This is a genomic window from Ruegeria sp. CDSC085, assembly GCF_059610465.1.
On record NZ_JBXWNR010000003.1, the window covers coordinates 295,097 to 315,396 of the forward strand.

A 20,300-nucleotide genomic window follows, 5' to 3' on the forward strand; every position below is an offset into this window, starting at 1 on the left:
CAGGAGCAGCTAAATGATCATGCTGCGCTACGTGGTGTATCGCTTTTTCACGATGCTGCTGACTTTGTTGGTGGTCTCGGTTCTGGTTTTCGTAATCATCAACCTTCCGCCCGGCGACTATCTCAGCAACCAGATCGCGGAACTTCAGGCCTCGGGCCAGTCGGCAGGTGTCGCAAAGGCAGAGTTCCTGCGCGCTGAATACGCGCTGGATCGCCCCATGTGGGAACAATACCTGATCTGGATAGGTTTCTGGCCCGGACCGCACGGGTTTTCCGGTTTGATCCAGGGCAATTATGGCTGGTCTTTTGAATTCGACCGCCCCGTTTCTGAAATCGTCGGTGACACGCTTTGGTTGACGGTTGTGGTCAATCTGGCTGCGATCCTGTTTGTCTATGCCGTGGCACTACCACTGGGCGTTATCGCCGCTGCGCGGTCCCGAACATGGATCGATTACACCTCGGCCTTCGTGGGGTATCTGGGCCTGGCAACGCCGAACTTTTTGCTGGCGCTGATCCTGTTCTACTACGGCCACCAATATTTCAACCTGCCAATCGGGGGGTTGATGGATCCAAGTTTCGAAGGCCAGCCGATGACTTGGGAGAAATTGAAATCCATCCTCATCCACCTGATCGTACCGACCTTTGTCATCGGCACTTCAGGCGCATCGGCGATGATGCAGCGTCTGCGCGCGAATATGCTGGACGAATTGGGCAAGCCCTATGTGGAAACCGCCATCGCGAAAGGCATGGCCCCGTCTCGGATGCTCACCAAATATCCGCTGCGAGTGGCCTTCAACCCCTTTGTCGCAGATATCGGCAACCTGCTGCCGTCGATGGTTTCCGGCTCTGTTCTGGTCTCGGTCGTTCTGGGCCTTCAGACCATTGGCCCGACCCTCCTGACAGCCCTGAAGACGCAGGATCAGTTTCTGTCAGCATTCATCCTGATGTTCGTCGCCCTGCTGACCCTGATCGGCACGATGATCTCGGATATCCTGCTGGTGATGCTGGATCCGCGCATTCGGTACGAGGGGCGTGAAGCATGACTGATCGTCCTGACAACCGCTACGTCGATGACGCGCCGTTTGATCCGCAGGCCTCGGTTCAGCAACTGGAACGCGCCGATCTGGATGCCCCCAACTGGGTGCTGGTCTGGCGCAAGTTCAGAACCCATAAGCTGGGCCTGATCTCGGGTATCTTCCTGCTGCTATGCTACCTTATGCTGCCCTTTGCGGGTTTCATCGCGCCCTATGGCCCGAACGACCGCAACGGAGAGCACCTGTACGCGCCGCCACAATCGGTAAACTGGTTCCATGAGGGCGAATTTATCGGCCCCCACGTTTACCCGATCGTAGCCGAAGCGGACCTTGAGACCTTCCAATGGAAGTTTGTCCCGGACACAGAAGATCCGCGCCCGATCAGGTTCTTCTGCGAAAGCTCGGAGTACAAGCTGGCCGGATTGATCCCGTCAGACACACACCTGTTCTGTGCCCCACAGGGGGCTACGCTGTTCCTGTGGGGATCCGACCGGTTGGGCCGAGATATATTCAGCCGTATTCTTTACGGCGCGCAGCTGTCTCTCACGGTAGGTCTGATTGGTATCTCGGTGTCGTTCTTTCTTGGCATCCTTTTCGGTTCGATGGCCGGTTATTTCGGCGGTCGTATCGACTGGACCATCAACCGGGTTATTGAAATCCTGCGTTCGCTGCCGGAACTGCCGTTGTGGCTGGCCCTTTCAGCCGCCGTGCCCTCGAACTGGAGCCCGGTCGCAGTGTTCTTTATCATTTCGATCATCCTTGGCATCCTCGACTGGCCAGGTCTGGCGCGCTCGGTTCGCGCGAAATTCCTGTCGTTGCGCGAGGAAGAGTATGTGCGTGCGGCTGAAATGATGGGGGCAAGCTCTGGCCGGGTGATCCGCAAACACCTTCTGCCAAACTTCATGTCGCATCTGATCGCATCGGCCACATTGTCGATCCCGGCTATGATCCTGGGTGAAACCGCGCTCAGTTTTCTGGGCCTCGGCTTGCGTGCACCTGCCGTCAGTTGGGGAGTGATGCTGAATGACGCGCAGAACCTCGCTTCGATCGAGATCTACCCGTGGACGGCTATCCCGATGTTGCCGATCATCGTCATTGTGCTGGCGTTCAACTTCCTCGGCGACGGGCTGCGCGACAGTCTCGACCCCTATCAGCAATGAGCCTTCTGGCCACTCTTCCCGCTGTTGACAGCTATCACAGGCTTGGAGGAGGCGCTTTGCCAAGCGTCTTCGCCGTTTCCGAACTGGCCACCGCCGGCTTTGCAGCTGTGGGACGGGAAATGGCCCGGTTGATCCAGGCTCTCAACCTATCTCCGAAGACACCTGAGGTCACAATTGATCACCGGCTGGCATCTATGTGGTTCGGCTATTCCTTCAAACCAGACGGTTGGGACGTGCCCAGTTTGTGGGACGCGGTCGCGGGCGATTACAAAGCCGCGGATGGCTGGATCCGGTTGCACACAAACCTGCCCCGTCATCGCTCTGCTGCTTTGAGGGTCCTGGGCACCCAGCCCGAGCGCGAAGCGGTAGCAAAAGCTGTCAGGTCCTGGGCAATTTCGGAACTGGAAACAGCAGTTGTCGCCGAAGGTGGCGTGGCGGCTGCCATGCGCAGCCGGACCGAGTGGCTTGACCACCCGCAGGGCCGCGCCGTGTCGCGTGACCCCTTGATTGGCTGGCAAGGGCCACGTTATGTCAAGCTGCGCGACAGACCTCAGGCCACCGCTGATCGGCCTCTGGCAGGGTTGCGGGTGCTTGATCTGACTCGTGTTCTGGCCGGTCCGGTTTCAACGCGAACACTGGCCGGTTTCGGGGCCGAGGTTTTGCGCATCGACCCACCTGACTGGGATGAACCGGGGGTGATCCCGGACATCTCGCTGGGGAAACACTGCGCCTATCTTGACCTGAAATCGGAAGCTGGTCTCGAACGTCTGCACGGGCTGTTGTCTCAGGCCGATGTGTTCGTACACGGGTATCGCCCCGGCGCGCTGGATGCTCTGGGATTGACGCGGGCCAAACGTGACGACCTGGCTCCGAACCGGATCGAAGTCACGCTGGATGCCTATGGTTGGCAAGGTCCATGGTCGACCCGACGCGGGTTTGACAGCCTTGTCCAGATGAGCGCGGGTATTGCTCATGCCGGGATGGGTTGGGCGGACGCGGACAAACCGACCCCGTTGCCGGTTCAGGCTCTGGACCACGCAACGGGCTACCTGATGGCTGCTGCTGTACTCTCCGCACTGGCCGAGGCCGCATCGGGCAATTCCATCATGCACGCGCATCTCTCTCTGGCGCGTACCGCCGAACTTCTGGCCGTGCTCGGAAAAGACGAAGCAGAATCCGCGCCCATCAGCCCGGCAACAACAGATTACAGCACGGCAACAGAGACTTCCGGCTGGGGTCCCGGCCATCGCCTCAAACCTGCGCTGAGGGTCGGCGAAGCGACGATGCGTTGGGATTTGCCAGCGTCGAAACTAGGCAATTCAAAACCTGTCTGGCCCTTCACCGCCAACTGACCGTCCGCCGCGCGGGACGCGCGGCCGGGCCCAACGCTTTGGGTGGCGTCTCGTCAGAGACGTAGTCCAAAGCGACGAGAGCGCCCCTAACGATCATCGCCGCCTGGCCCGATATCGTCCAGATAATCCTCATCAATCGCCGCCTGCGCCGCACCTGTCACGGCCTCACGTTGTTTAGGTGTCAGCTCTTCGGCCTCTTTGCCATCCGCCAACCTCACGGTGACTTCGCGATGCGCAAATTTGATGCCTTCCCGCGCGAACAGCTCGCGAATTTCCTGATAGACCCTCTTGCGTATCAGCCATTGATCGCCCGGTTTGGTCATAAACTTGACCCGGATGATCATCGCTGAATCCTGCATTTCGATCACACCCTGGGACTTCAGCGGCTGTATGAAATTTTCTCCGATCACAGGATCGCTCAGCAACTCCTGACCCAGCTTCTTGATCAGCTTGCGAACCTTTTCCACGTCAGTGTCATACGTCACGCGCAGCGGCAGTTTCATGATCACCCAGTCACGGGAATAGTTGGTCAGGACTTTGATTTCACCAAAAGGAATCGTGTTCAGCGCGCCAAGATGGTGACGCAGCTGGAAGGACCGGACCGAGATTTTCTCGACCGTTCCCTTGACGTCTCCGATATCGATGTACTCACCCTTCCGAAAGGCATCATCCATCAGGAAAAACGCCCCTGAAAAAATATCTCGCACCAGTGTTTGAGACCCGAAGCCAACGGCCAGACCAACCACACCAGCACCTGCAAACAACGGGCTGACATTGATACCAAGTTCCATGAGAACGATCAGCATGATCGTCACGACGACAACGGCCAGAATAGCGCCGCGGAACAATGGCAGCAGTGTCGCCAGCCGGCTTTGGCCGCCTTCTCCGCCCTCATCGCCCAGTTCGGCCTCGGTGCCATCATCGACTTCCTCCGCTATCTTGCTGTCGATCCAGATGCGAAAGAAATGAAACAGAACGTAGCCGATGAAGATGATGACCATCACATCCAGCACGCGTGCAACCGGCAGGTCCTGGCTCCAGTCCGCCTCGGGATACCAAATCACCACAAGGGCATAGGCACCGATCACAAATGCCAGAATTCCAGCTACCCGACGCGCCAGATCTTCATAGGTCAGAAGATACTGTCTGCGCTGTTCTGCCTCGGGCGTTTCCACGGGCTCGAAATCCGCATCAGCGGCGGCGATGACGGTTTCTTCGTTTATCTCGTTGATCTTGCGTGAACGGTCAAAATACCGCTCCAGCACGTAGTTCATCGCACCATAGGCGATAACAACGGACATGAAGATCATATAGCTGCTTGCGATCAGCGGCAGCGGCGTTGGGTTCTCCAGTGCAAGATCAACAGCCAGACGGAACCAGCTGAACACGACATAGACGATCAGTGCAGGCGCCCAGCCGAAGGATACGAACCGTAACAACCAGGACACCTGATCCGGCGCTCGTCCGCCACGGATTGCATTTGAAATGGCCCGGGCATTGAAAAGGATCATCAGAATATTGCCCAAAGCACCCAACATTGTCAGGCAGCCATAGACCATGGCGTAGACGTTATAATTCAGCCCGAAATCCGCAACCCAGGTCGAAAACAGAACAACCGTGATGTCATAGGTCGCGAGTGCAGAAGCCCAGAGATACAGCCGCTTGGCATCCCGGTCCGAGAACGGTGGCAGTCGATATTGGCTCAGGTAGGGTGACAAAACCATCCGCCACAGATCGGACACCGTGCGCGACAGGAAGAACGCCGTGAAGATCGCCGTGACCGTGAATTGGATCGAGATATCGTCTGCTTCGCCAAAAAACAGATACCCGACGATCAGCGCCATAAGCATCGCAAAAATCGTCGCTCCGATCCCCATCAGGAACCGGAACAGCAGGAAGGGCATCTTTTCGCGGTAGCCTTGCGGTTCATCCTTGATCCGCGCAACAACCCAGCGGCGCGCGATGCGTTTTCCATATATCTCGATAGACAGCCAGCGCCCCAACAACAGGAACAGGATGTTCCAGCCCAGAACTTCGACATAGGTCTGAATACGACCGTCCGGGCTGGTCTGACGCAGGACATACTTCACTTCGAACACCGAATACGGCAGCGCCTCAAGCCGTGATTGCATCGACTCACGGAATTTCGAGAACCGCTCCTGCGCCTTCATCAGCTGCGATCCGCCACCCATGGGATTGTTCGAATCGCTGGCCGCATCATCCGGGCCCGCATCCGCGCTGCCGGCTGTTGTCACAACCTGCCCAGCGCTGTCGATGACGATCACACTTGCCCCGGCTTCACTGGCCGCGCGAATTGCCTCCGCCAAATCACTTTCTTGCGTGGTTTCAGACGAACTGCCCGAGCTATACCCCGGAATCAACGACGACTGCGCTGAGACGCTGACCGGAAGTGCCAGAACAAAAGCCCACAAAGCCAGAGTTATTGCGGCCAGAAAGGTGTGTTTCATAGGGTTTTGCATCCAGCTTTTCCGATAGCGGCCAGACTACAGAAGGGTTTCAGGCAGTTCAAACACTCGGGTGTGACCTGCTCAACATCGTGATCCGGCGTGTTCTTGACGCACTGTTTGATCACGGATGTTTTCAATCTGGTGAAAATTGAATATGAACGAACAGAAGTTTAAGGCCCTGCCCCTTTGCCAGTTCACCTGCTCTTTTGTGATCCCTCTCAAGCCTTGGTGCGATATGTCGCGAAATCGCCGATATGCTGTTGCCAAATCGCAATGTTTGGAACATTTGCGGAAGAGCATTTCCTCCTTTGGCAAGCGTGGCTGGGAAATATACAGTAACGCTTGCAAACGCGCGGATTTCGAACCGGGATCAAGAAGACGGGCAACACTATGAGCCTTAGCAAAACCAAATCCAAACCGGACCGCGCGCCGCGTATCCTGTTTTACAGCCACGACACGTTCGGGCTGGGCCATCTTCGCCGGTCGCGGGCTTTGGCGGCTGCGATCACGCAGGCGGATCAAAGCGCGTCGGCACTGATTCTGACCGGCTCGCCTGTGGCCGGTCGGTTTACGTTTCCCCGCCGCGTCGATCACGTGCGCCTGCCCGGTGTGACCAAACGTGCTGACGGATCCTATGCTGCGCGCACAATCGGGATGGGCATCGAAGAAGTGACCGAATTGCGGTCGGGTCTGATTCAAACAGCAGTTCAGCAATTCGACCCCGATATTCTGATCGTCGACAAGGAACCGACAGGGTTTCGGGGGGAATTGCTTCCGACCCTGAAATACCTGCAACACAACTGCGGAACGAAACTGGTGCTTGGGTTGCGCGATGTTCTGGATGAACCCGAAGTGTTGGCCGCTGAATGGGCGCGCAAGGAAGCCATTGATGCGACCGAGCGGTTTTATCACGAAATCTGGGTTTACGGCTTGCAGTCGATTTATGACCCGACACAGGGGCTGCCCCTGAGCCCGGCGGCGCAGTCCCGCATTCACTGGACGGGGTATCTGCGCCGTGATCTAGGCCCAGTCGGCGGACCACCGGAACAACCCTATATCCTGATCACGCCCGGCGGTGGCGGCGATGGCAAGGCGATGGTCAACCTCGTTCTGTCTGCATACGAAAAAGATCCGGATCTGTCACCGCGCGCGGTTCTGGTCTACGGTCCCTTCCTGTCTGGCGAGTTGCGAGAGGATTTCGAAACGCGCGTCGCGGCTCTGAACGGTCGTGTCACTGCTGTTGGCTTCGAATCCCAAATCGAAACACTTTTTGCAGGCGCCAAAGGCGTCGTCTGCATGGGTGGCTACAACACGTTCTGCGAGGTTCTGTCCTTCGACAAACGCGCGGTCATCGTCCCGCGCACCACGCCCCGGCTGGAACAGTGGATTCGGGCTTCGCGTGCAGAAGGGTTGGGCCTCGTGCGGATGCTGGATGAAAACCGGGATGGCCTGACACCGGATTCGATGATCCGTGCCATTCGGGAACTGCCGCATCAATCCCTGCCGTCCCAAACCATCCAGAGCGGATTGCTGGACGGGCTGGACTATGTCACGGACCGCATCGAGAGCATGCTGACCTGGGAACAGGAACGAGCCACCGGATGACCTCAGATTCCCCTACTCTGGCGGTTGTGGTCAAAGGCTGGCCACGACTGTCTGAAACGTTCATCGCGCAGGAACTTGTCGCGTTGCAGGATGCCGGACATCATTTTGACATCTGGTCTTTGCGGCACCCGACCGACACGAAACGCCACCCTCTGCATGACCGTTTCACAGGGCAGGTCCGATACCTGCCCGAGTATCTTCATGACGAACCCAAACGGGTCTGGGCGGCACGGACCCTGGCCCAAACGCTTCCCGGTTACGACAGGGCCTATCGGATCTGGCGTCAGGACTTGAAGCGCGACCCGACACCAAATCGCATCCGCCGGTTTGGGCAAGCCTGTGTTCTGGCCGCTGAATTGCCTGCCCAGACGCAAGGGTTGTACGCTCATTTCATGCACACGCCGTCGTCCGTTACCCGTTACGCCGCCATCATGCGCGAATTGCCGTGGAGTTTTTCGGCTCATGCCAAGGATATCTGGACGTCGCCGGATTGGGAAAAACGTGAAAAGCTGAAAGCCGCATCCTACGGGGCCACGTTTGGCGCCACCTGTACAGCCATCGGAGCGGATCATCTGCGCAGCCTGGCCGATGACCCCAAGCGCGTGGATCTGATCTATCACGGGTTGGACCTGTCTCGCTTTCCTGAACCGCCAACGCAAAGGCTGCGTGCTGCGGGCGGTCCTTTTCACATGATTTCCGTCGGGCGGCTGGTCGAGAAAAAAGGCTTCGATCGTCTGGTCGCGGCTTTTGCATTGCTGCCCGATGACCTGGATTGGCACTGGACCCATATCGGTGGTGGCGCATTGGGTGATGCTTTGCGGGCGCTGGCGAACACAGCCGGCATCGCGAACCGGATCACCTGGAAAGGGGCCTGCGACCAGCCGGAGGTCATCGAAGCGATGCGTGATGCCGACCTGTTCGTTCTGCCCAGCCGCATCGCGAAGGACGGAGACCGCGACGGGTTGCCGAATGTGTTGATGGAGGCCGCGTCTCAGCTGTTGCCAATCCTGTCGACTCCGGTCTCGGCGATCCCCGAGTTTATTGAAACCGGAACGCATGGGGTTTTGTCCGATGACGACCCATCGGCGCTGGCAGAAGCCATTGAAGGTTTGGCAACCGATCCGCAGCAGGCCGCAAGGATGGCACGTGCAGCCTATGATCGCCTGCAAGCCGAGTTTCGGATGGCCCCCGGCATCGCACGGCTGTCTGAACGCCTCAATTCCATGTGCATGGAAAACGCGTAATGGCGCGGGTCGCGTTTTATGCCCCGATGAAATCTCCTGACAGCCCGAAACCTTCGGGCGACCGTGAAATGGCCAGGAACCTGATGCAGGCGCTGACCGCAGAGGGTGATACGGTCGATCTGGCGACCGACTTGCGCATTTATGACAAAAGCGGCGACGAAGACTTGCAACATGCCCTGAGACGCGCGGCAGAGGATGAAGCGAAACGACTTATCTCTGACATGCCTTCAGATACTAGTCTTTGGGTGACCTACCACAATTATTACAAGGCACCTGACCTGCTGGGCCCTCGGGTTTGCAAGGCGCACGGCATTCCCTATGTGCAACTGGAAAGCACCCGCGCATCCAGCCGGTTAAGCGGGCCGTGGGCTGAATTTGCCGAGGCGGCGCATCAGGCCTGCGATGCAGCGGATGTGATCTTTTATCACACGGCCAACGACCTGATCACTTTGGAGCGGGATCGTTTTGGCGATCAGGCTTTGGTCGAATTGCCTCCGTTCCTGCCAATGGCCGAATTGCCCCCCGCCGCCATCGGCGGTGAACCCATGCTGACCGTCGGCATGATGCGGTACGGGGACAAGCTGGCGTCCTATCAGATATTGTCCGAGGCCCTGGCGCATTTGACAGGAGACTGGCACCTAAATATCGCGGGAGACGGCCCGGCGCGCAGGCAGGTTGAGACCCTGATGGCACCATTCGGACATCGGGTGAGTTTTCTTGGTCAGCTTGACCGGGAAGAATTGCAACGCGTCTATCAACAGTCGTCTCTGCTTGCCTGGCCCGGAGTAAATGAGGCTTACGGGATGATTTACCTTGAGGCGCAGGCCGCGGGATTGCCTGTAGTCGCTCAGGATCGGCCCGGCGTACGCGATGTTCTGTCCCCCGCGGCCTATCCGTCTGTCGCAAGTGGTGCCAAGGGATTTGCGGATGGCATGCAAGCTCTTCTTTCGGATTCCATGCTGCGCCACTCTCTCGCCGCTGCAGCGCGCGACTACGTGACAGAGCGCCACCTGATGCCACAGGCGACCGAGCGCTTGTGGGCAACCCTCCGACCTCTACTGAAGGACGTATCATGACCCGGCTTGCACTGCTCCGCCATGGGCACACCCATTGGAACCGCGCGGGACGGATCCAGGGGCGCAGCGACATACCGCTGGACGATGACGCCCGAGCCGAACTTACAGGCTATGGATTGCCGCAGGACTGGGCCAAAGCTGACATCTGGTCCAGCCCCCTGCACCGCGCCAGTGAGACGGCGCAAATCGTGACTGGTCGCGACCCGAACACCTCGGACGCGTTGACCGAGATGAACTGGGGCGATTGGGAAGGTCTGCGCGGGGTTGACCTGATCGCGGACACATCCAGCGGGTATCGTCATATCGAGAGTTGGAGCTGGGATTTCCGCCCACCAAACGGGGAAAGCCCGGCCGAGGTTCGCGACAGGCTTCACCCGTGGCTGTCCGAGTTGCAGCGGGATACCGTCGCGGTCTGCCATATCGGAATCATGCGGGTCATTCTGGCTCAGGCTTGGGGGTGGAATTTTGAAGGCCCTGCCCCCTTTAAGATCAAACGCAATCGGCTGTATATCGTCGACATGAATACCATGACCGCCGACGCCGACCCCGTTCGCCTGATCAAACGCGAGGCCCCGCAATGAAGGTGATGATCATCGTCACGCACCTGTTGGGCACCGGGCATCTCAGCCGGGCGCTGACATTGGGGCGGGCATTTCGGGATGATGGCCAAGACGTCATGGTCGTGACGGGTGGCATGCCCGCGCCGCAATTGGATAGCACCGGCATGACCCTGTTCGGCTTGCCGCCTCTCAGGTCAGAAGGAACCAACTTCACCCGTTTGCTGACCGAAAGCGGTGAAGAGGCTGACGCGGCCTATTACGCCGCGCGTGAGTCAGCCTTGGTGCAGGCGGTGAAAAGCTTCCAGCCGCATATCCTGATCACCGAGCTTTACCCCTTTGGCCGCCGATCACTCTCGGCCGAGTTCGATGCGGCCCTGAATGCGGCGAGCACCTTGCCTGAGCGTCCCGTCATTCTCGGGTCGATCCGAGACATTCTGGCTCCGCCCTCCAAACCCGCCAAGGCGGAGCGCGCGGATGAAATCGTGTCTCGGTATTATGACGGCATTCTGGTTCATTCGACCGAAAGCGTTACGCCCCTGTCGGTCAGTTGGCCGGTGTCGGACCGACTGGCCAAGCGACTTCACTACACTGGCTTTGTGGCGCCCGCATTGCCCCAAACTCACCCCGACGCGGCGGGTCAGAATGAAATCCTGGTCAGCACTGGCGGCGGATCTGTTGGGCAACCGATCTTTCGCGCGGCCATCGAGGCCGCCCGAAAGATGCCCAACAGGCGCTGGCGCCTGCTGGTCGGTGGAACGGATGCACGGGCGCGGATCGCTGAATTGTCCCGGCTGGCTGCAGGTGCTTCAGTTGTTCTGGAACCTGTGCGGCCGGATTTTCGCCAGATGCTGCCCCTTGCAGCGGCGTCGGTCAGCATGTGCGGCTACAACACTGCTATGGATATCCTTCAAAGTGGTACCGCCGCCGTGTTTGTACCTTTCGACGACGGCAAAGAGGTAGAACAAGGGCTGCGCGGGCAGAGCCTGTCCGATCTTCCTGCAATCGAAGTTCTGGAAAGCAGAGCGTTGAGCGGGGCGACATTGGCTCAGGCGGTGGAGCGTGTCGTGGCCGACGGTCCCCGTGTACAACAGGATTTCGGTTTTGACGGAGCCATCCAATCCGTTCACATCGCCAAGCGCCTGCTGGAGCAGCGTACATGAACCCCGACTGGCGCCCACTTGATGTCGAGTTAAACCTTTGGCGTGCCGAAAGCTTGCCCTTGCCTCTGTGGTGGCGCGATGATGATGCCATTGCGCCAACATCGCAATTGGACCGCCTTTCCGAGCTGGCTGAAAAACTGGGCCTGCCCGTGCATCTGGCCGTTATCCCACGTGACGCGACGCCTGCGCTGGCGGAATATGTTGCCGGGCGCGCGTCTCTTATTCCGGTCGTACACGGGTGGGCACATACAAACCATTCGCCCAGCGGTGAGAAGAAGGCCGAGTTTCGGCTCGACCGTCCGCTGGAGGTGATGGTGACGGATGCACAGGCCGGGATGGCGCGTCTTCGGTCCCTGTTTGGTGACAATATGCGACAGATGTTCGTGCCCCCCTGGAATCGCATTGCGCCCGAGATGGCCAAACAGTTGCCAAAGCTGGGATACCGCATCCTGTCCACCGCAACGCCCCGCAAATCACGTCTGGCCGCACCGGGGCTTGAACAGATCAACACCCATCTTGATCCGATCAACTGGCGCGGGTCGCGTGGCTTGATCTCACCCGACGCCCTGATCGCACAGATTGTTGGATTTCTGCGAGACCGACGCGAAGGCCATTCAGACAACACCGAACCCTTTGGTATATTGACCCATCATCTGGTTCATGATCAGGGCATCTGGGCCTTTACCGAGGCCCTGCTGAGTAAATTGCTGAGCGGGCCCGCCACAGCCTGGGTCGCGCCAAAGAACGAATGAGGACATCACCATGAGCCGATTGGATTCCATGCTGCGCCGACTGACGGCCCAACGCGACGGACTGAACTGGGCAGCCGAGCGGATCAGCGGTCAGCCGGGCGACGTGCTGGACATGGGGTTGGGCAATGGCCGCACCTATGACCACCTGCGTGAAATCCTGCCAGAGCGCCGAATCTGGGTGATGGACCGTGTCCTGCAATGCCATCCGAACAGCACCCCCCCGGCCGAGGATTTCCTGCAGGGTGAAGCCGAACCAATGCTGCACAGGCTGGCAGCCGGCGGGCATAGGATCGCGCTGGCGCATTACGACTTCGGACGCGGCATCAAGCACCAGGACGTAGCCGAAGCAGAGCGGCTCAGCCCGCTGATCGAGAAAGTCATGCAGCCCGGAGGGTTGTTGATTTCAGGTCAACCCCTGGTCGGCTTTGCCCAGATCCAGGGGCCCAAGACAATCGCCCCGGACCGTTACCTGTTCTACACGGCCTGATTACGCCACGCGTCGACCGCGCACCCAGACCGAACTCGGGACGGGTACATCCGCGCGCATCCGGAAGCGGATGACATCGGCGCGGGCGTCGGTGCGCAGTTCACCCCGTTCCTCCAACCCTGCCGCCTGAGCCGGGGCCAGCGTTACCGTCTTCATCCCGCGTGCCATGTCGCCCCAGATCTCGCCCAGCCTAACCGCCGACAACAACAAGGCCGACGGCACATAATCCGAAGACAGGATGTCCAGATACCCAAGCCGGGCCAGCTCGCAGGCCGCAACATTGCCAGAATGCGATCCCCCACGGATAATGTTCGGCGCACCCATCATGATCTGAATGTCGTTTTCGTGGCAGGCGCGTGCCGCTTCGACGGTCGTGGGGAACTCGGCCAGACGGATGCCGTGACCTGCGGACACCTTCACCTGATCTTCCGTCGTGTCGTCATGGCTGGCCAATACTGCTCCGAAACGGCAGGCAGCCTTGACAGCTTCGACCTCGTGCAGATCGCCATTGCGATTTCGAAGCCCTTTCAGTTGCGTCACATGCTGAAAGTACATGTCATCGTCCATGGCATATTTGGCTTTCAGATAGGTTTCCAGCTTGTTCATATCTCGAAACTGACGCTGTCCGGGTGTGTGATCCATTATGGACACAATGCCAACCCTGTCTTCTGGTCCAAATTCGTTCAGCTCTTCAACCAGAGTTTCCGAACACACCTCGGCCCGCAAGTGCAGAAAGTGGCTGATCTTAAGCGCATCCTGTTCGCGCAGATCCCACAACTCCTGCGACAGGCCGCGGGCGTATTTCCCGTACCGCCGCGCGCCCGACGGGATCGATCCAACCCGCATGGCGTCAAACACTGTCGTGATCCCGGTGCTGGCCAATTCCGCATCATGCGCAAGAATTGCAGCGGCATGGGGCCAGTTCACCTGTGGACGCGGTTGAATGTGACGCTCAAGGTTGTCCGTGTGCAACTCGACAAGCCCGGGGCTGACATAATCGCCTTCGCAATCGATCGCGCCTGCAGGAACCCTGTTTCCAGTGTCGATTTCAGCGATGGTCTCACCCACAATCCGGACACTTCCGGTTACGGTTTCATGCGGCAATACAAGCGTGGCATTGGCAAGGATCAAGTCTTCTGTCATCTGAACTTCACGCATTTTGAGGTCGAGGCAGGCCACGCAAAAGGAGGCCGATATGAAATTTACGCGATACGCGATCTATTTTGCGCCACCGGCGGGCGCGGAATGGACGAAATTTGCAACCAGCTGGCTGGGTTGGGACATGGAAGCGGGAAAGCAGGTTACGCATCCTATTGTTGAAGGCATCGATGTTGACGCTGTCACGGAAGTACCGCGCAAGTACGGGTTGCACGCGACCCTGAAACCGCCCTTCAGACTGCGCAACGACAAAACGTTCGAAGCCCTGTACGAGGCTTGCGGTTCGCTCGCCTCCCGCCAACCGCCTGTGTCGCTGGATGGCCTTGAGATCGCCCGGTTTGGGCGCTTTCTCGCACTGCGTCCGCTGGGTGAGACCCAGGCGCTGAATGCGCTTGCTGCTGCCTGTGTTCGGGAACTGGACAAATTTCGTGCGCCCACCTCCGAGGCCGAATTGACCCGCCGCCGCGCCGCCGGGTTGACCCCAGAGCAAGACGCCAACCTGGTTCAGTGGGGCTATCCTTTCGTACTGGACGCGTTCCGCTTTCACATCACGCTGAGCGGCAAGCTGGACAAACCAACCCTGAGAACAACTCAGGACGTGTTGCAAACCCATCTGGCCCCATTGCTGCCGCGGCCCTTCCAGATCACGGATCTGGCCCTGACGGGCGAGGCTGAGGACGGGCGGTTTCACCTGACCCATCGCTACGCGCTCTCCGGTTGAAGGTGCGACAGGATTTCAGCAAGCGTATCTTCCATCGCACCGGAATTGTCGATGTCCATCACCCGGTTCAGACCGTTGGGCAAAGACGTTTGGGCCCGGTCCAGGCGCCGCGTCTGTTCTGCCTTGCCTTCCCGCCCCCGTGCGGACAGGCGTTTGGCCAGAACCTCGGCCTCCGCTGTCAGGGAAATCACGATCAGATCACCGAACACCTCCTGCGCCTGAATCAACACCGTTCGTGACAGGTTGACCAGAACGGCCTCGGCTACCTGCCGCTGCTGTGTGATCGTCTTCGGCACGCCGTAATACAGCCCATGCGCACGCCAGTTCAAAGCAAAAGCACCATCCCATTCCATCCGCTGAAATGTCTCGACCGAGACCCGGTCGAAGTCTTCGCCCTCTTCGCCCTCGGGGCGGGTAATCACCCGCCGCACACGCAGAAACCCCGACGCTCGCGCCACCAGCGCGTTCATTACGCTGTCTTTTCCGACACCCGAAGGACCGACGATCGCTATGACGGGGGCAAGCGTCATGCCGCTATCCCCGGCGTGAATTCCGAGACATCGACCTCTCGGTCACAAACCCGCTCACGTGCGTCGAAATCCTGAAAAATCCCGACAATCGTCATACCCTTGTTTCCTGCCTCTTTGATCAGGGACAAAACGGTTTCACGGTTCTGCGCATCCAGACTCGCCGTTGGTTCATCCAACAGCATCGCCGGATACTCGTGCGCAAAGCCTCGTGCAATGCTCACCCGCTGCTTTTCGCCTCCCGAGAAGGTCGTCGCGCTGAGGATCCACAGGCGTTCGGGAATATTCAGCCGTTTCAACAACCCGGATACTTTGCCCAGTGCAACTTGTCTGTCACAGCCAGCGGTCCGCAGGGGTTCTGCCACATCGTCCAGCAACGGCACCCGAGGCACGACCCGCAGGAACTGGCTGACATAGTCCAACGTGTCACGACGCAGAGAAAGGGTCTGGCGCAGCTTTGCCTCGGGGATGCGATGGCGGGTCTGGATGACGGTTGCCTTTTCCGTTTCTTCGGTGGCGGCGGCCCCCGCCGTGTTCTCAAAGAACTTGCGGATGGACACGGCGTTGGTCCTGCCGTCTGCGCCCTGATCGATCACCTTGAGCGTATCCTCGGGCGTGAGTGTCGCGGCTGAAACCTGCATGCCCCCGGCACCCCAGCCATAGGGCATCGGCATCTCGCGACTGGCAAACGGTACCTGACACCCCGGCATGGCCAGGCCTTTGAGGATCGCCCGCCGGATCATCCGCTTGGTTTGTTCGTCGAGATAGGCGAAATTGTATGCGCTCATAAGCAGCCTCTTTCGATGAGGGCATGTTCCAACGCGTGCGGCGAGGTGAAGTGGATCCCATCCATGCCAACCGCACACGCTCCTTCGACATTGTGCAACCCGTCATCGATGAAAATGCAGTTCTCAGGTGAAAGCCCGGCCCGCTTGCACAACAAATGGAAAATCTCTGGCTGGGGCTTCAACAGCTTCTCCTGCCCCGACACGACAGTAACGCCAAACACGTCGCCCAATTCGGGGTGTGCCCCCACGCCGACAGGCCAGGTTTCCGCTGACCAATTGGTGATCGCGTGAACCGGCAGGCCTTTCTCTTTCAGGCGGTAAAGCAGGCGCCAGCTTCCCTTGATCTTGTGTGGAACGGTTCTGGCATAACGCTCAACATAAACACTGAGGCGCTGCCGATCTTCCTCATTCTCCAGTTCAGCGGCCAGATCAGCGAAGATCTCGCCCCCGTCGGCCCGCAGGTTGCGTTCGGGGAAATCGATGCGCGTCAGGAACTCTGCCACCGCCTCGCGGCTACCCATCTCGTCCAGCCATGCCAAATGCGGATCCCATTTGACCAGCACGTTTCCGATATCAAAAACGACGGTTTTCATTCTAGGGCCTCCTTCGAGGTGCGCTCATCGGCCTTTCGGCGCAGTTTGTGGACCAGTTCCAGCTCGGACTGGAAAACGACGTAATGCTGTAGCTTGGTTTGTTCTTGGAATACACCAAACGTGGCAATGTTGCGCGGTAAGCGCGGACGAGGAAGATCGCCTCGGTCAGATCGCCACGTGCCTGTTTGATCTCCAGCGCAGCAAGGTTGGGATCGTACAAGGACCCTTCTGCCATCGCCCGATTCACCGCAAGGCTCAACTGTTCACGGATCTGTGCCAGGCTCAGTTCCGCCAGATCCGTCGCGCCACGGCGTTCTTCGGACAACCACGCATGGGCATTCTCGATGGTTTCTTCACGCCCTTTTACAGCAACATACATGGCTTAACCCTCCGACCTGATCTGCGTGCTACGCGGTAGGGCCGCGACCGCCTCACCGCAGGTTAAAAAGAAATCACACCTCAACGGATAGAGCAGCGCATTACCCTGAAGCGTCGCAGCATCCGGCAGAGAAAGCTGCGCAGTGTCCCGAATCCCCGGGCCGCTCAGAACCGCACCGTTCTGCTCCAGCCGCTTGCGTTCCACAATAAGCGTCGCGGAATGATCCGAACACTCCAGCGTTCCGATACGGTAGGTATCGAGCGGCCCCAATACATCCCACGTGCCAAGGGCAAAATCAGCCTCTTCCGCTGCCACCATCCGTGCACCCGTGTGAAAGGTCAGCCATTCGCGCACCGCGTCGGTGTCGGCTTCGCCCGCCAGATGAACGTTTGTCTCAGCGTCGCAAAGCGTCAGGATCAGCGTGCCAGCCGCGACGGACAAGGGCGCAGGTGGTTCACAGCCAGCCAGAGCGCGGATTGCATGTGCCACATCGACAGGAGCGTTTCGAGAGCCCCCTGAAAACCGCATTTGAACAGACATCAGTCTTCCCCCCGAACCTGCGTAAAAAACTCAACCTTGGTGGCCGCTGCCTCTGCGGCGCGCGCGGTTTTGTACGCCTGCATTTGCTGTCGCAACGGGTCGCGCAACCGTGCCTGCAAGTCTCCAGCAGTTGCTGTCTGCACCGTCGCGTCAATCAACGCCGCAGCTTCTGCCTTGGATTTCGACCTGCCCTGAACATATCCGTGATAGACCGTACCATCCTGCAACACGACTGAGCAGCGCGTAACGGTCATTTCACCCAGGCTGAACAGAGCGCCGGAGCCTCCGATGCGGCCACGCACCATGACACCCCCCACCTCGGGTCCGCGCAGCAATTCGAAAATCGGGCAGTCCTGAATGCCGCCCCATAGTGTCATCAGGGTGGCGTCTGGCGCGCGCGCCAGCAGGCCCACCCATTCCTTCCGTGCCTTGATCTCGATTTCCGTCTGGTTTGTCATCAAAGCCTCTTGGCCAAGGTGTCTACCAGAAACACACAACTAGACAAATTTTGACCACCAGGTTGCCGAAACGCAATCTGGGACGGTAATCCCCCCGAAAATTAGGGGTGTCTGAAAGTAGAGTTTTCTCGAATGATGAAAGAGGAGATTCTGATGAAGAAATCGCAGTTCGGCGACGCGCAGATGCGGATATTACGCGTCTCTTTCCGGATACGCCCGGGTGCTGTCCACAATGTCAAGGCGATCCGGAAAACCGATAGCGCGATGGATTTCGTCCATTGGGAAAAGCTTGAACCTGGCCGCATGCGGCGAAGAACGATTGAGCGCCCCGCGCAGGACGTTCGAGACCACGACAACTAGCGCCCGCAATCCTTGCCAACCGGCTGCTACAGGTGCCGTTCAACGGATGCGTTGCACCGAGGTGAAAGTTTTGTGCCGACACAGCGTTCGCGGGGGCTATCCATCCCACCGCCCCACGGGTATACGCATCCGCGACTCTTCAGCTGATACGAGGCCACCATGAGCTTTGACCGTACCATCAAGATCGCGCCGTCTATCCTGTCCGCCGACTTCGCCAATTTCGGACAGGAAATTCAGGCCATCGAAGCACAGGGCGCAGACTGGGTTCATGTGGACGTGATGGACGGCCATTTCGTTCCAAACCTGACCTTTGGCCCCCCGGCGGTAAAAGCTTTTCGGCCACATGTCAAAACGGTGATGGACGTTCACCTGATGATCACCCCGGTTGATCCGTACATTCAGGCCTACGCGGACGCGGGCGCGGATATCCTGACCGCCCATGTTGAGGCCGGCCCGCATACACACCGCACTCTGCAAGCCATTCGCGCCGCCGGTATGAAAGCAGGCGTCGCACTGAACCCCGGCACGCCCGCCGAGACAGTTGAACACCTATTGGAACTGGCAGACCTGGTTTGCGTCATGACAGTGAACCCGGGCTTTGGCGGCCAGAAGTTCATCGACATGACCGACAAAGTCCGCAAGCTGCGTCAAATGATCGGAGACCGCCCGATCCATATCGAGATCGATGGCGGGGTCGACCCACTGACCGCCCCTCTGGTTGCCGCGGCAGGTGCTGATGTTCTGGTGGCAGGATCAGCGGTGTTCAAGGGTGGGTCGGTGACCAATCCCGAAGTCTATGGCGAGAATATTAATGCGGTACGGGCTGCGGCTGAATCTGCTCAGCAGTGAAGCTTGTAGGACAAAACGCGCAAGCCTATCCGGTCTGAACAAACAAGCGTACATGGCCATTCACGTTCGAAACCGACAAGGAGGGAACACCCTACTCTGGTGTTCCAGGTGAGAGCTCAAGCGACTTGCACGGATGTGAGAGGTTTGGCCAAGAAGGAACAGTATACTGTCGCAATGGCGGCTTTGAGCCCGAAGGAGCCGTTTAGAGCTGAGTCGATTGCGGGACGAAACGTCTAACCAAACCACCGAAATGCAGTCACGATATAGGAAGATTACAGCTACGAAGTTCGGTCATTGTAGATGAAAAGTTAGCGTTTTCAGAAGACAATTGCAGTCCAAAGTGAGTAGTCCGAACAGTATCGACCGGGAACTTTCCTGTCTTAGACGAACTTGTGTCCACTCGAAAAACGGAGTTGCCCAACGCTGACGTTTTGGATGAAATCTCGAACTCTTCGCCATCAGCGTTTCGAGATGTATAGGTGCATTTTCCTACAACACCGAAACAACTGTGAGGCTCAAAGCTCTCCCATTTATTCCCGGCCCAAACTCTACGCGTCATCAGCCCACTTTCGTTATAGTCAGTGGTGCTTATTCTTTCGCGCGAACCGACTTTATTGCGAGTAACGACCCTAAAAGCGCCATTCCGCTTACCAACGAAAGTGCTCACCCATTCGTTTCCATTAGAGTATTTCTCAGTCCAACTACATCCCTTGGGCATCTCCCAGAATCGTATTTCACCTGCTCTGATGCTTGTCCCTGTAGCGAAAAGTGCAAATATTGCAGTCAAGGTCGTGACTACAATGGGGGCAACCTTCACGATTGAATTCATTTGTTTCATCCCTATTTGCGGACTCATCTCTCAGACAGCACGGCAATCATGCCGACACATGCAACGCAGTGCAACGAAAGCAGTCTTAGCCAGTTGCCGCTTCGTCCCGCTAAGCGGTAGATCAAAAAAGGCCGCCCCGATTTTGGGCGGCCTTCTTTGTTTCAACGATGTGCCGGGCTGAAGCCCGGCCTACCGATTATT

Annotated in this window: 20 protein-coding genes and 1 pseudogene; 13 read left to right on the forward strand and 8 right to left on the reverse strand. The window is 58.4% G+C overall.

Features of this window, described 5'->3' with window-relative positions:
* The first annotated feature begins 13 nt into the window (after positions 1-13).
* Genes AC2FJB_RS07810 through AC2FJB_RS07820 form a run of 3 tightly spaced genes read left to right on the forward strand, consistent with a single transcriptional unit; the run spans position 14 to position 3,545 of the window.
* Entirely contained in the window at positions 14-1,042 is a 1,029-nt protein-coding gene (locus tag AC2FJB_RS07810; protein ID WP_117869822.1) for an ABC transporter permease, read from the forward strand.
* The gene (locus AC2FJB_RS07815; protein WP_117869823.1) at positions 1,039-2,193 is read left to right on the forward strand and encodes an ABC transporter permease; all 1,155 of its coding nucleotides are present in this window, start codon (positions 1,039-1,041) and stop codon (positions 2,191-2,193) included. Before AC2FJB_RS07810 ends, AC2FJB_RS07815 begins: the two co-directional genes overlap by 4 nt.
* A complete protein-coding gene (locus AC2FJB_RS07820) occupies positions 2,190-3,545 on the forward strand; it encodes a CoA transferase (RefSeq protein WP_299898417.1) in 1,356 nt (451 codons plus the stop codon). The genes AC2FJB_RS07815 and AC2FJB_RS07820 overlap by 4 nt, the downstream gene beginning before the upstream one ends.
* An 86-nt stretch (positions 3,546-3,631) precedes the next feature.
* On the opposite strand, the gene AC2FJB_RS07825 is transcribed toward AC2FJB_RS07820, so the two are convergent.
* The gene (locus tag AC2FJB_RS07825; RefSeq protein WP_496717814.1) at positions 3,632-6,013 is read right to left on the reverse strand and encodes a mechanosensitive ion channel domain-containing protein; all 2,382 of its coding nucleotides are present in this window, start codon (positions 6,011-6,013) and stop codon (positions 3,632-3,634) included.
* Positions 6,014-6,403: 390 nt separating this feature from the next.
* Here AC2FJB_RS07825 and AC2FJB_RS07830 point away from each other — a divergent pair, with 390 nt between their 5' ends.
* From AC2FJB_RS07830 to AC2FJB_RS07860, 7 genes are read left to right on the forward strand one after another with little or no spacing between them, the layout of a single operon-like run.
* Positions 6,404-7,618 carry a glycosyltransferase family protein gene (locus AC2FJB_RS07830; protein WP_299898412.1) on the forward strand — a complete coding sequence of 405 codons (1,215 nt, stop codon included), beginning with the start codon at positions 6,404-6,406 and terminating at the stop codon, positions 7,616-7,618.
* A complete protein-coding gene (locus tag AC2FJB_RS07835) occupies positions 7,615-8,862 on the forward strand; it encodes a glycosyltransferase family 4 protein (RefSeq protein WP_496717815.1) in 1,248 nt (415 codons plus the stop codon). Before AC2FJB_RS07830 ends, AC2FJB_RS07835 begins: the two co-directional genes overlap by 4 nt.
* Positions 8,862-9,938, forward strand: a complete 1,077-nt coding sequence (locus AC2FJB_RS07840) for a glycosyltransferase family 4 protein (protein WP_496717816.1) — start codon at positions 8,862-8,864, stop codon at positions 9,936-9,938. The genes AC2FJB_RS07835 and AC2FJB_RS07840 overlap by 1 nt, the downstream gene beginning before the upstream one ends.
* On the forward strand, positions 9,935-10,519 hold the full coding sequence (locus AC2FJB_RS07845) for a histidine phosphatase family protein (RefSeq protein ID WP_496685110.1): 585 nt from the start codon (positions 9,935-9,937) through the stop codon (positions 10,517-10,519). Before AC2FJB_RS07840 ends, AC2FJB_RS07845 begins: the two co-directional genes overlap by 4 nt.
* Positions 10,516-11,658: a glycosyltransferase family protein gene (locus AC2FJB_RS07850; protein ID WP_496717817.1), complete on the forward strand. Its 1,143-nt coding sequence runs from the start codon at positions 10,516-10,518 to the stop codon at positions 11,656-11,658. The genes AC2FJB_RS07845 and AC2FJB_RS07850 overlap by 4 nt, the downstream gene beginning before the upstream one ends.
* Positions 11,655-12,410, forward strand: coding sequence for a polysaccharide deacetylase family protein (locus tag AC2FJB_RS07855; RefSeq protein ID WP_496717818.1), 756 nt, complete (start codon positions 11,655-11,657; stop codon positions 12,408-12,410). Before AC2FJB_RS07850 ends, AC2FJB_RS07855 begins: the two co-directional genes overlap by 4 nt.
* Before the next feature lie 10 nt (positions 12,411-12,420).
* Complete coding sequence (locus AC2FJB_RS07860) at positions 12,421-12,897, forward strand: class I SAM-dependent methyltransferase (protein WP_117869830.1); 477 nt, start codon at positions 12,421-12,423, stop codon at positions 12,895-12,897.
* Here the strand turns inward: AC2FJB_RS07860 and AC2FJB_RS07865 are convergent, their stop codons facing one another.
* Complete coding sequence (locus AC2FJB_RS07865) at positions 12,898-14,040, reverse strand: alpha-D-ribose 1-methylphosphonate 5-triphosphate diphosphatase (protein ID WP_496717833.1); 1,143 nt, start codon at positions 14,038-14,040, stop codon at positions 12,898-12,900.
* A 52-nt stretch (positions 14,041-14,092) separates the two neighbouring features.
* On the opposite strand from AC2FJB_RS07865, the gene AC2FJB_RS07870 reads away from it, so the two are divergent.
* Entirely contained in the window at positions 14,093-14,776 is a 684-nt protein-coding gene (locus tag AC2FJB_RS07870) for a DUF1045 domain-containing protein (RefSeq protein ID WP_496717819.1), read from the forward strand.
* On the opposite strand, the gene AC2FJB_RS07875 is transcribed toward AC2FJB_RS07870, so the two are convergent.
* The 6 genes and pseudogenes from AC2FJB_RS07875 to phnG all read right to left on the reverse strand — a co-directional run bounded on the left by AC2FJB_RS07875 (position 14,758) and on the right by phnG (position 18,061).
* The gene (locus tag AC2FJB_RS07875; RefSeq protein ID WP_496717820.1) at positions 14,758-15,306 is read right to left on the reverse strand and encodes a ribose 1,5-bisphosphate phosphokinase PhnN; all 549 of its coding nucleotides are present in this window, start codon (positions 15,304-15,306) and stop codon (positions 14,758-14,760) included. The genes AC2FJB_RS07870 and AC2FJB_RS07875 overlap by 19 nt on opposite strands.
* Complete coding sequence (locus AC2FJB_RS07880) at positions 15,303-16,091, reverse strand: alpha-D-ribose 1-methylphosphonate 5-phosphate C-P-lyase PhnJ (RefSeq protein ID WP_496717821.1); 789 nt, start codon at positions 16,089-16,091, stop codon at positions 15,303-15,305. The genes AC2FJB_RS07875 and AC2FJB_RS07880 overlap by 4 nt, the downstream gene beginning before the upstream one ends.
* Positions 16,088-16,684 (reverse strand): HAD family hydrolase, encoded by a 597-nt coding sequence (locus AC2FJB_RS07885; protein ID WP_496717822.1) that lies wholly within the window; start codon positions 16,682-16,684, stop codon positions 16,088-16,090. Before AC2FJB_RS07885 ends, AC2FJB_RS07880 begins: the two co-directional genes overlap by 4 nt.
* A gap of 106 nt (positions 16,685-16,790) precedes the next feature.
* A pseudogene (locus AC2FJB_RS07890) lies at positions 16,791-17,063 on the reverse strand (carbon-phosphorus lyase complex subunit PhnI); the annotation flags it as partial.
* A 3-nt stretch (positions 17,064-17,066) separates the two neighbouring features.
* Complete coding sequence (gene phnH, locus AC2FJB_RS07895; protein ID WP_496717823.1) at positions 17,067-17,603, reverse strand: phosphonate C-P lyase system protein PhnH; 537 nt, start codon at positions 17,601-17,603, stop codon at positions 17,067-17,069.
* Positions 17,603-18,061 carry a phosphonate C-P lyase system protein PhnG gene (gene phnG, locus AC2FJB_RS07900; protein WP_496717826.1) on the reverse strand — a complete coding sequence of 153 codons (459 nt, stop codon included), beginning with the start codon at positions 18,059-18,061 and terminating at the stop codon, positions 17,603-17,605. Before phnG ends, phnH begins: the two co-directional genes overlap by 1 nt.
* Before the next feature lie 153 nt (positions 18,062-18,214).
* Between phnG and AC2FJB_RS07905 the strand changes: the two genes are divergently transcribed.
* Entirely contained in the window at positions 18,215-18,421 is a 207-nt protein-coding gene (locus AC2FJB_RS07905) for a hypothetical protein (protein ID WP_162896807.1), read from the forward strand.
* A 159-nt stretch (positions 18,422-18,580) separates the two neighbouring features.
* Positions 18,581-19,270, forward strand: a complete 690-nt coding sequence (gene rpe / locus AC2FJB_RS07910; protein WP_299898385.1) for a ribulose-phosphate 3-epimerase — start codon at positions 18,581-18,583, stop codon at positions 19,268-19,270.
* Positions 19,271-20,300: the final 1,030 nt, after the last annotated feature.

Bases quoted from the DNA above. Each gene is read 5' to 3' on its own strand.
- AC2FJB_RS07825 (WP_496717814.1), bottom strand. From the start codon at position 6,013: ATGAAACACACCTTTCTGGCCGCAATAACTCTGGCTTTGTGGGCTTTT.
- AC2FJB_RS07865 (WP_496717833.1), bottom strand. From the start codon at position 14,040: ATGACAGAAGACTTGATCCTTGCCAATGCCACGCTTGTATTGCCGCAT.
- AC2FJB_RS07885 (WP_496717822.1), bottom strand. From the start codon at position 16,684: ATGAAAACCGTCGTTTTTGATATCGGAAACGTGCTGGTCAAATGGGAT.
- AC2FJB_RS07855 (WP_496717818.1), top strand. From the start codon at position 11,655: ATGAACCCCGACTGGCGCCCACTTGATGTCGAGTTAAACCTTTGGCGT.
- AC2FJB_RS07850 (WP_496717817.1), top strand. From the start codon at position 10,516: ATGAAGGTGATGATCATCGTCACGCACCTGTTGGGCACCGGGCATCTC.
- AC2FJB_RS07860 (WP_117869830.1), top strand. From the start codon at position 12,421: ATGAGCCGATTGGATTCCATGCTGCGCCGACTGACGGCCCAACGCGAC.
- AC2FJB_RS07830 (WP_299898412.1), top strand. From the start codon at position 6,404: ATGAGCCTTAGCAAAACCAAATCCAAACCGGACCGCGCGCCGCGTATC.
- AC2FJB_RS07815 (WP_117869823.1), top strand. From the start codon at position 1,039: ATGACTGATCGTCCTGACAACCGCTACGTCGATGACGCGCCGTTTGAT.
- phnG (WP_496717826.1), bottom strand. From the start codon at position 18,061: ATGACAAACCAGACGGAAATCGAGATCAAGGCACGGAAGGAATGGGTG.
- AC2FJB_RS07905 (WP_162896807.1), top strand. From the start codon at position 18,215: ATGAAGAAATCGCAGTTCGGCGACGCGCAGATGCGGATATTACGCGTC.
- phnH (WP_496717823.1), bottom strand. From the start codon at position 17,603: ATGTCTGTTCAAATGCGGTTTTCAGGGGGCTCTCGAAACGCTCCTGTC.
- AC2FJB_RS07835 (WP_496717815.1), top strand. From the start codon at position 7,615: ATGACCTCAGATTCCCCTACTCTGGCGGTTGTGGTCAAAGGCTGGCCA.
- AC2FJB_RS07845 (WP_496685110.1), top strand. From the start codon at position 9,935: ATGACCCGGCTTGCACTGCTCCGCCATGGGCACACCCATTGGAACCGC.
- AC2FJB_RS07820 (WP_299898417.1), top strand. From the start codon at position 2,190: ATGAGCCTTCTGGCCACTCTTCCCGCTGTTGACAGCTATCACAGGCTT.
- AC2FJB_RS07875 (WP_496717820.1), bottom strand. From the start codon at position 15,306: ATGACGCTTGCCCCCGTCATAGCGATCGTCGGTCCTTCGGGTGTCGGA.
- AC2FJB_RS07810 (WP_117869822.1), top strand. From the start codon at position 14: ATGATCATGCTGCGCTACGTGGTGTATCGCTTTTTCACGATGCTGCTG.
- AC2FJB_RS07870 (WP_496717819.1), top strand. From the start codon at position 14,093: ATGAAATTTACGCGATACGCGATCTATTTTGCGCCACCGGCGGGCGCG.
- AC2FJB_RS07880 (WP_496717821.1), bottom strand. From the start codon at position 16,091: ATGAGCGCATACAATTTCGCCTATCTCGACGAACAAACCAAGCGGATG.
- AC2FJB_RS07840 (WP_496717816.1), top strand. From the start codon at position 8,862: ATGGCGCGGGTCGCGTTTTATGCCCCGATGAAATCTCCTGACAGCCCG.
- rpe (WP_299898385.1), top strand. From the start codon at position 18,581: ATGAGCTTTGACCGTACCATCAAGATCGCGCCGTCTATCCTGTCCGCC.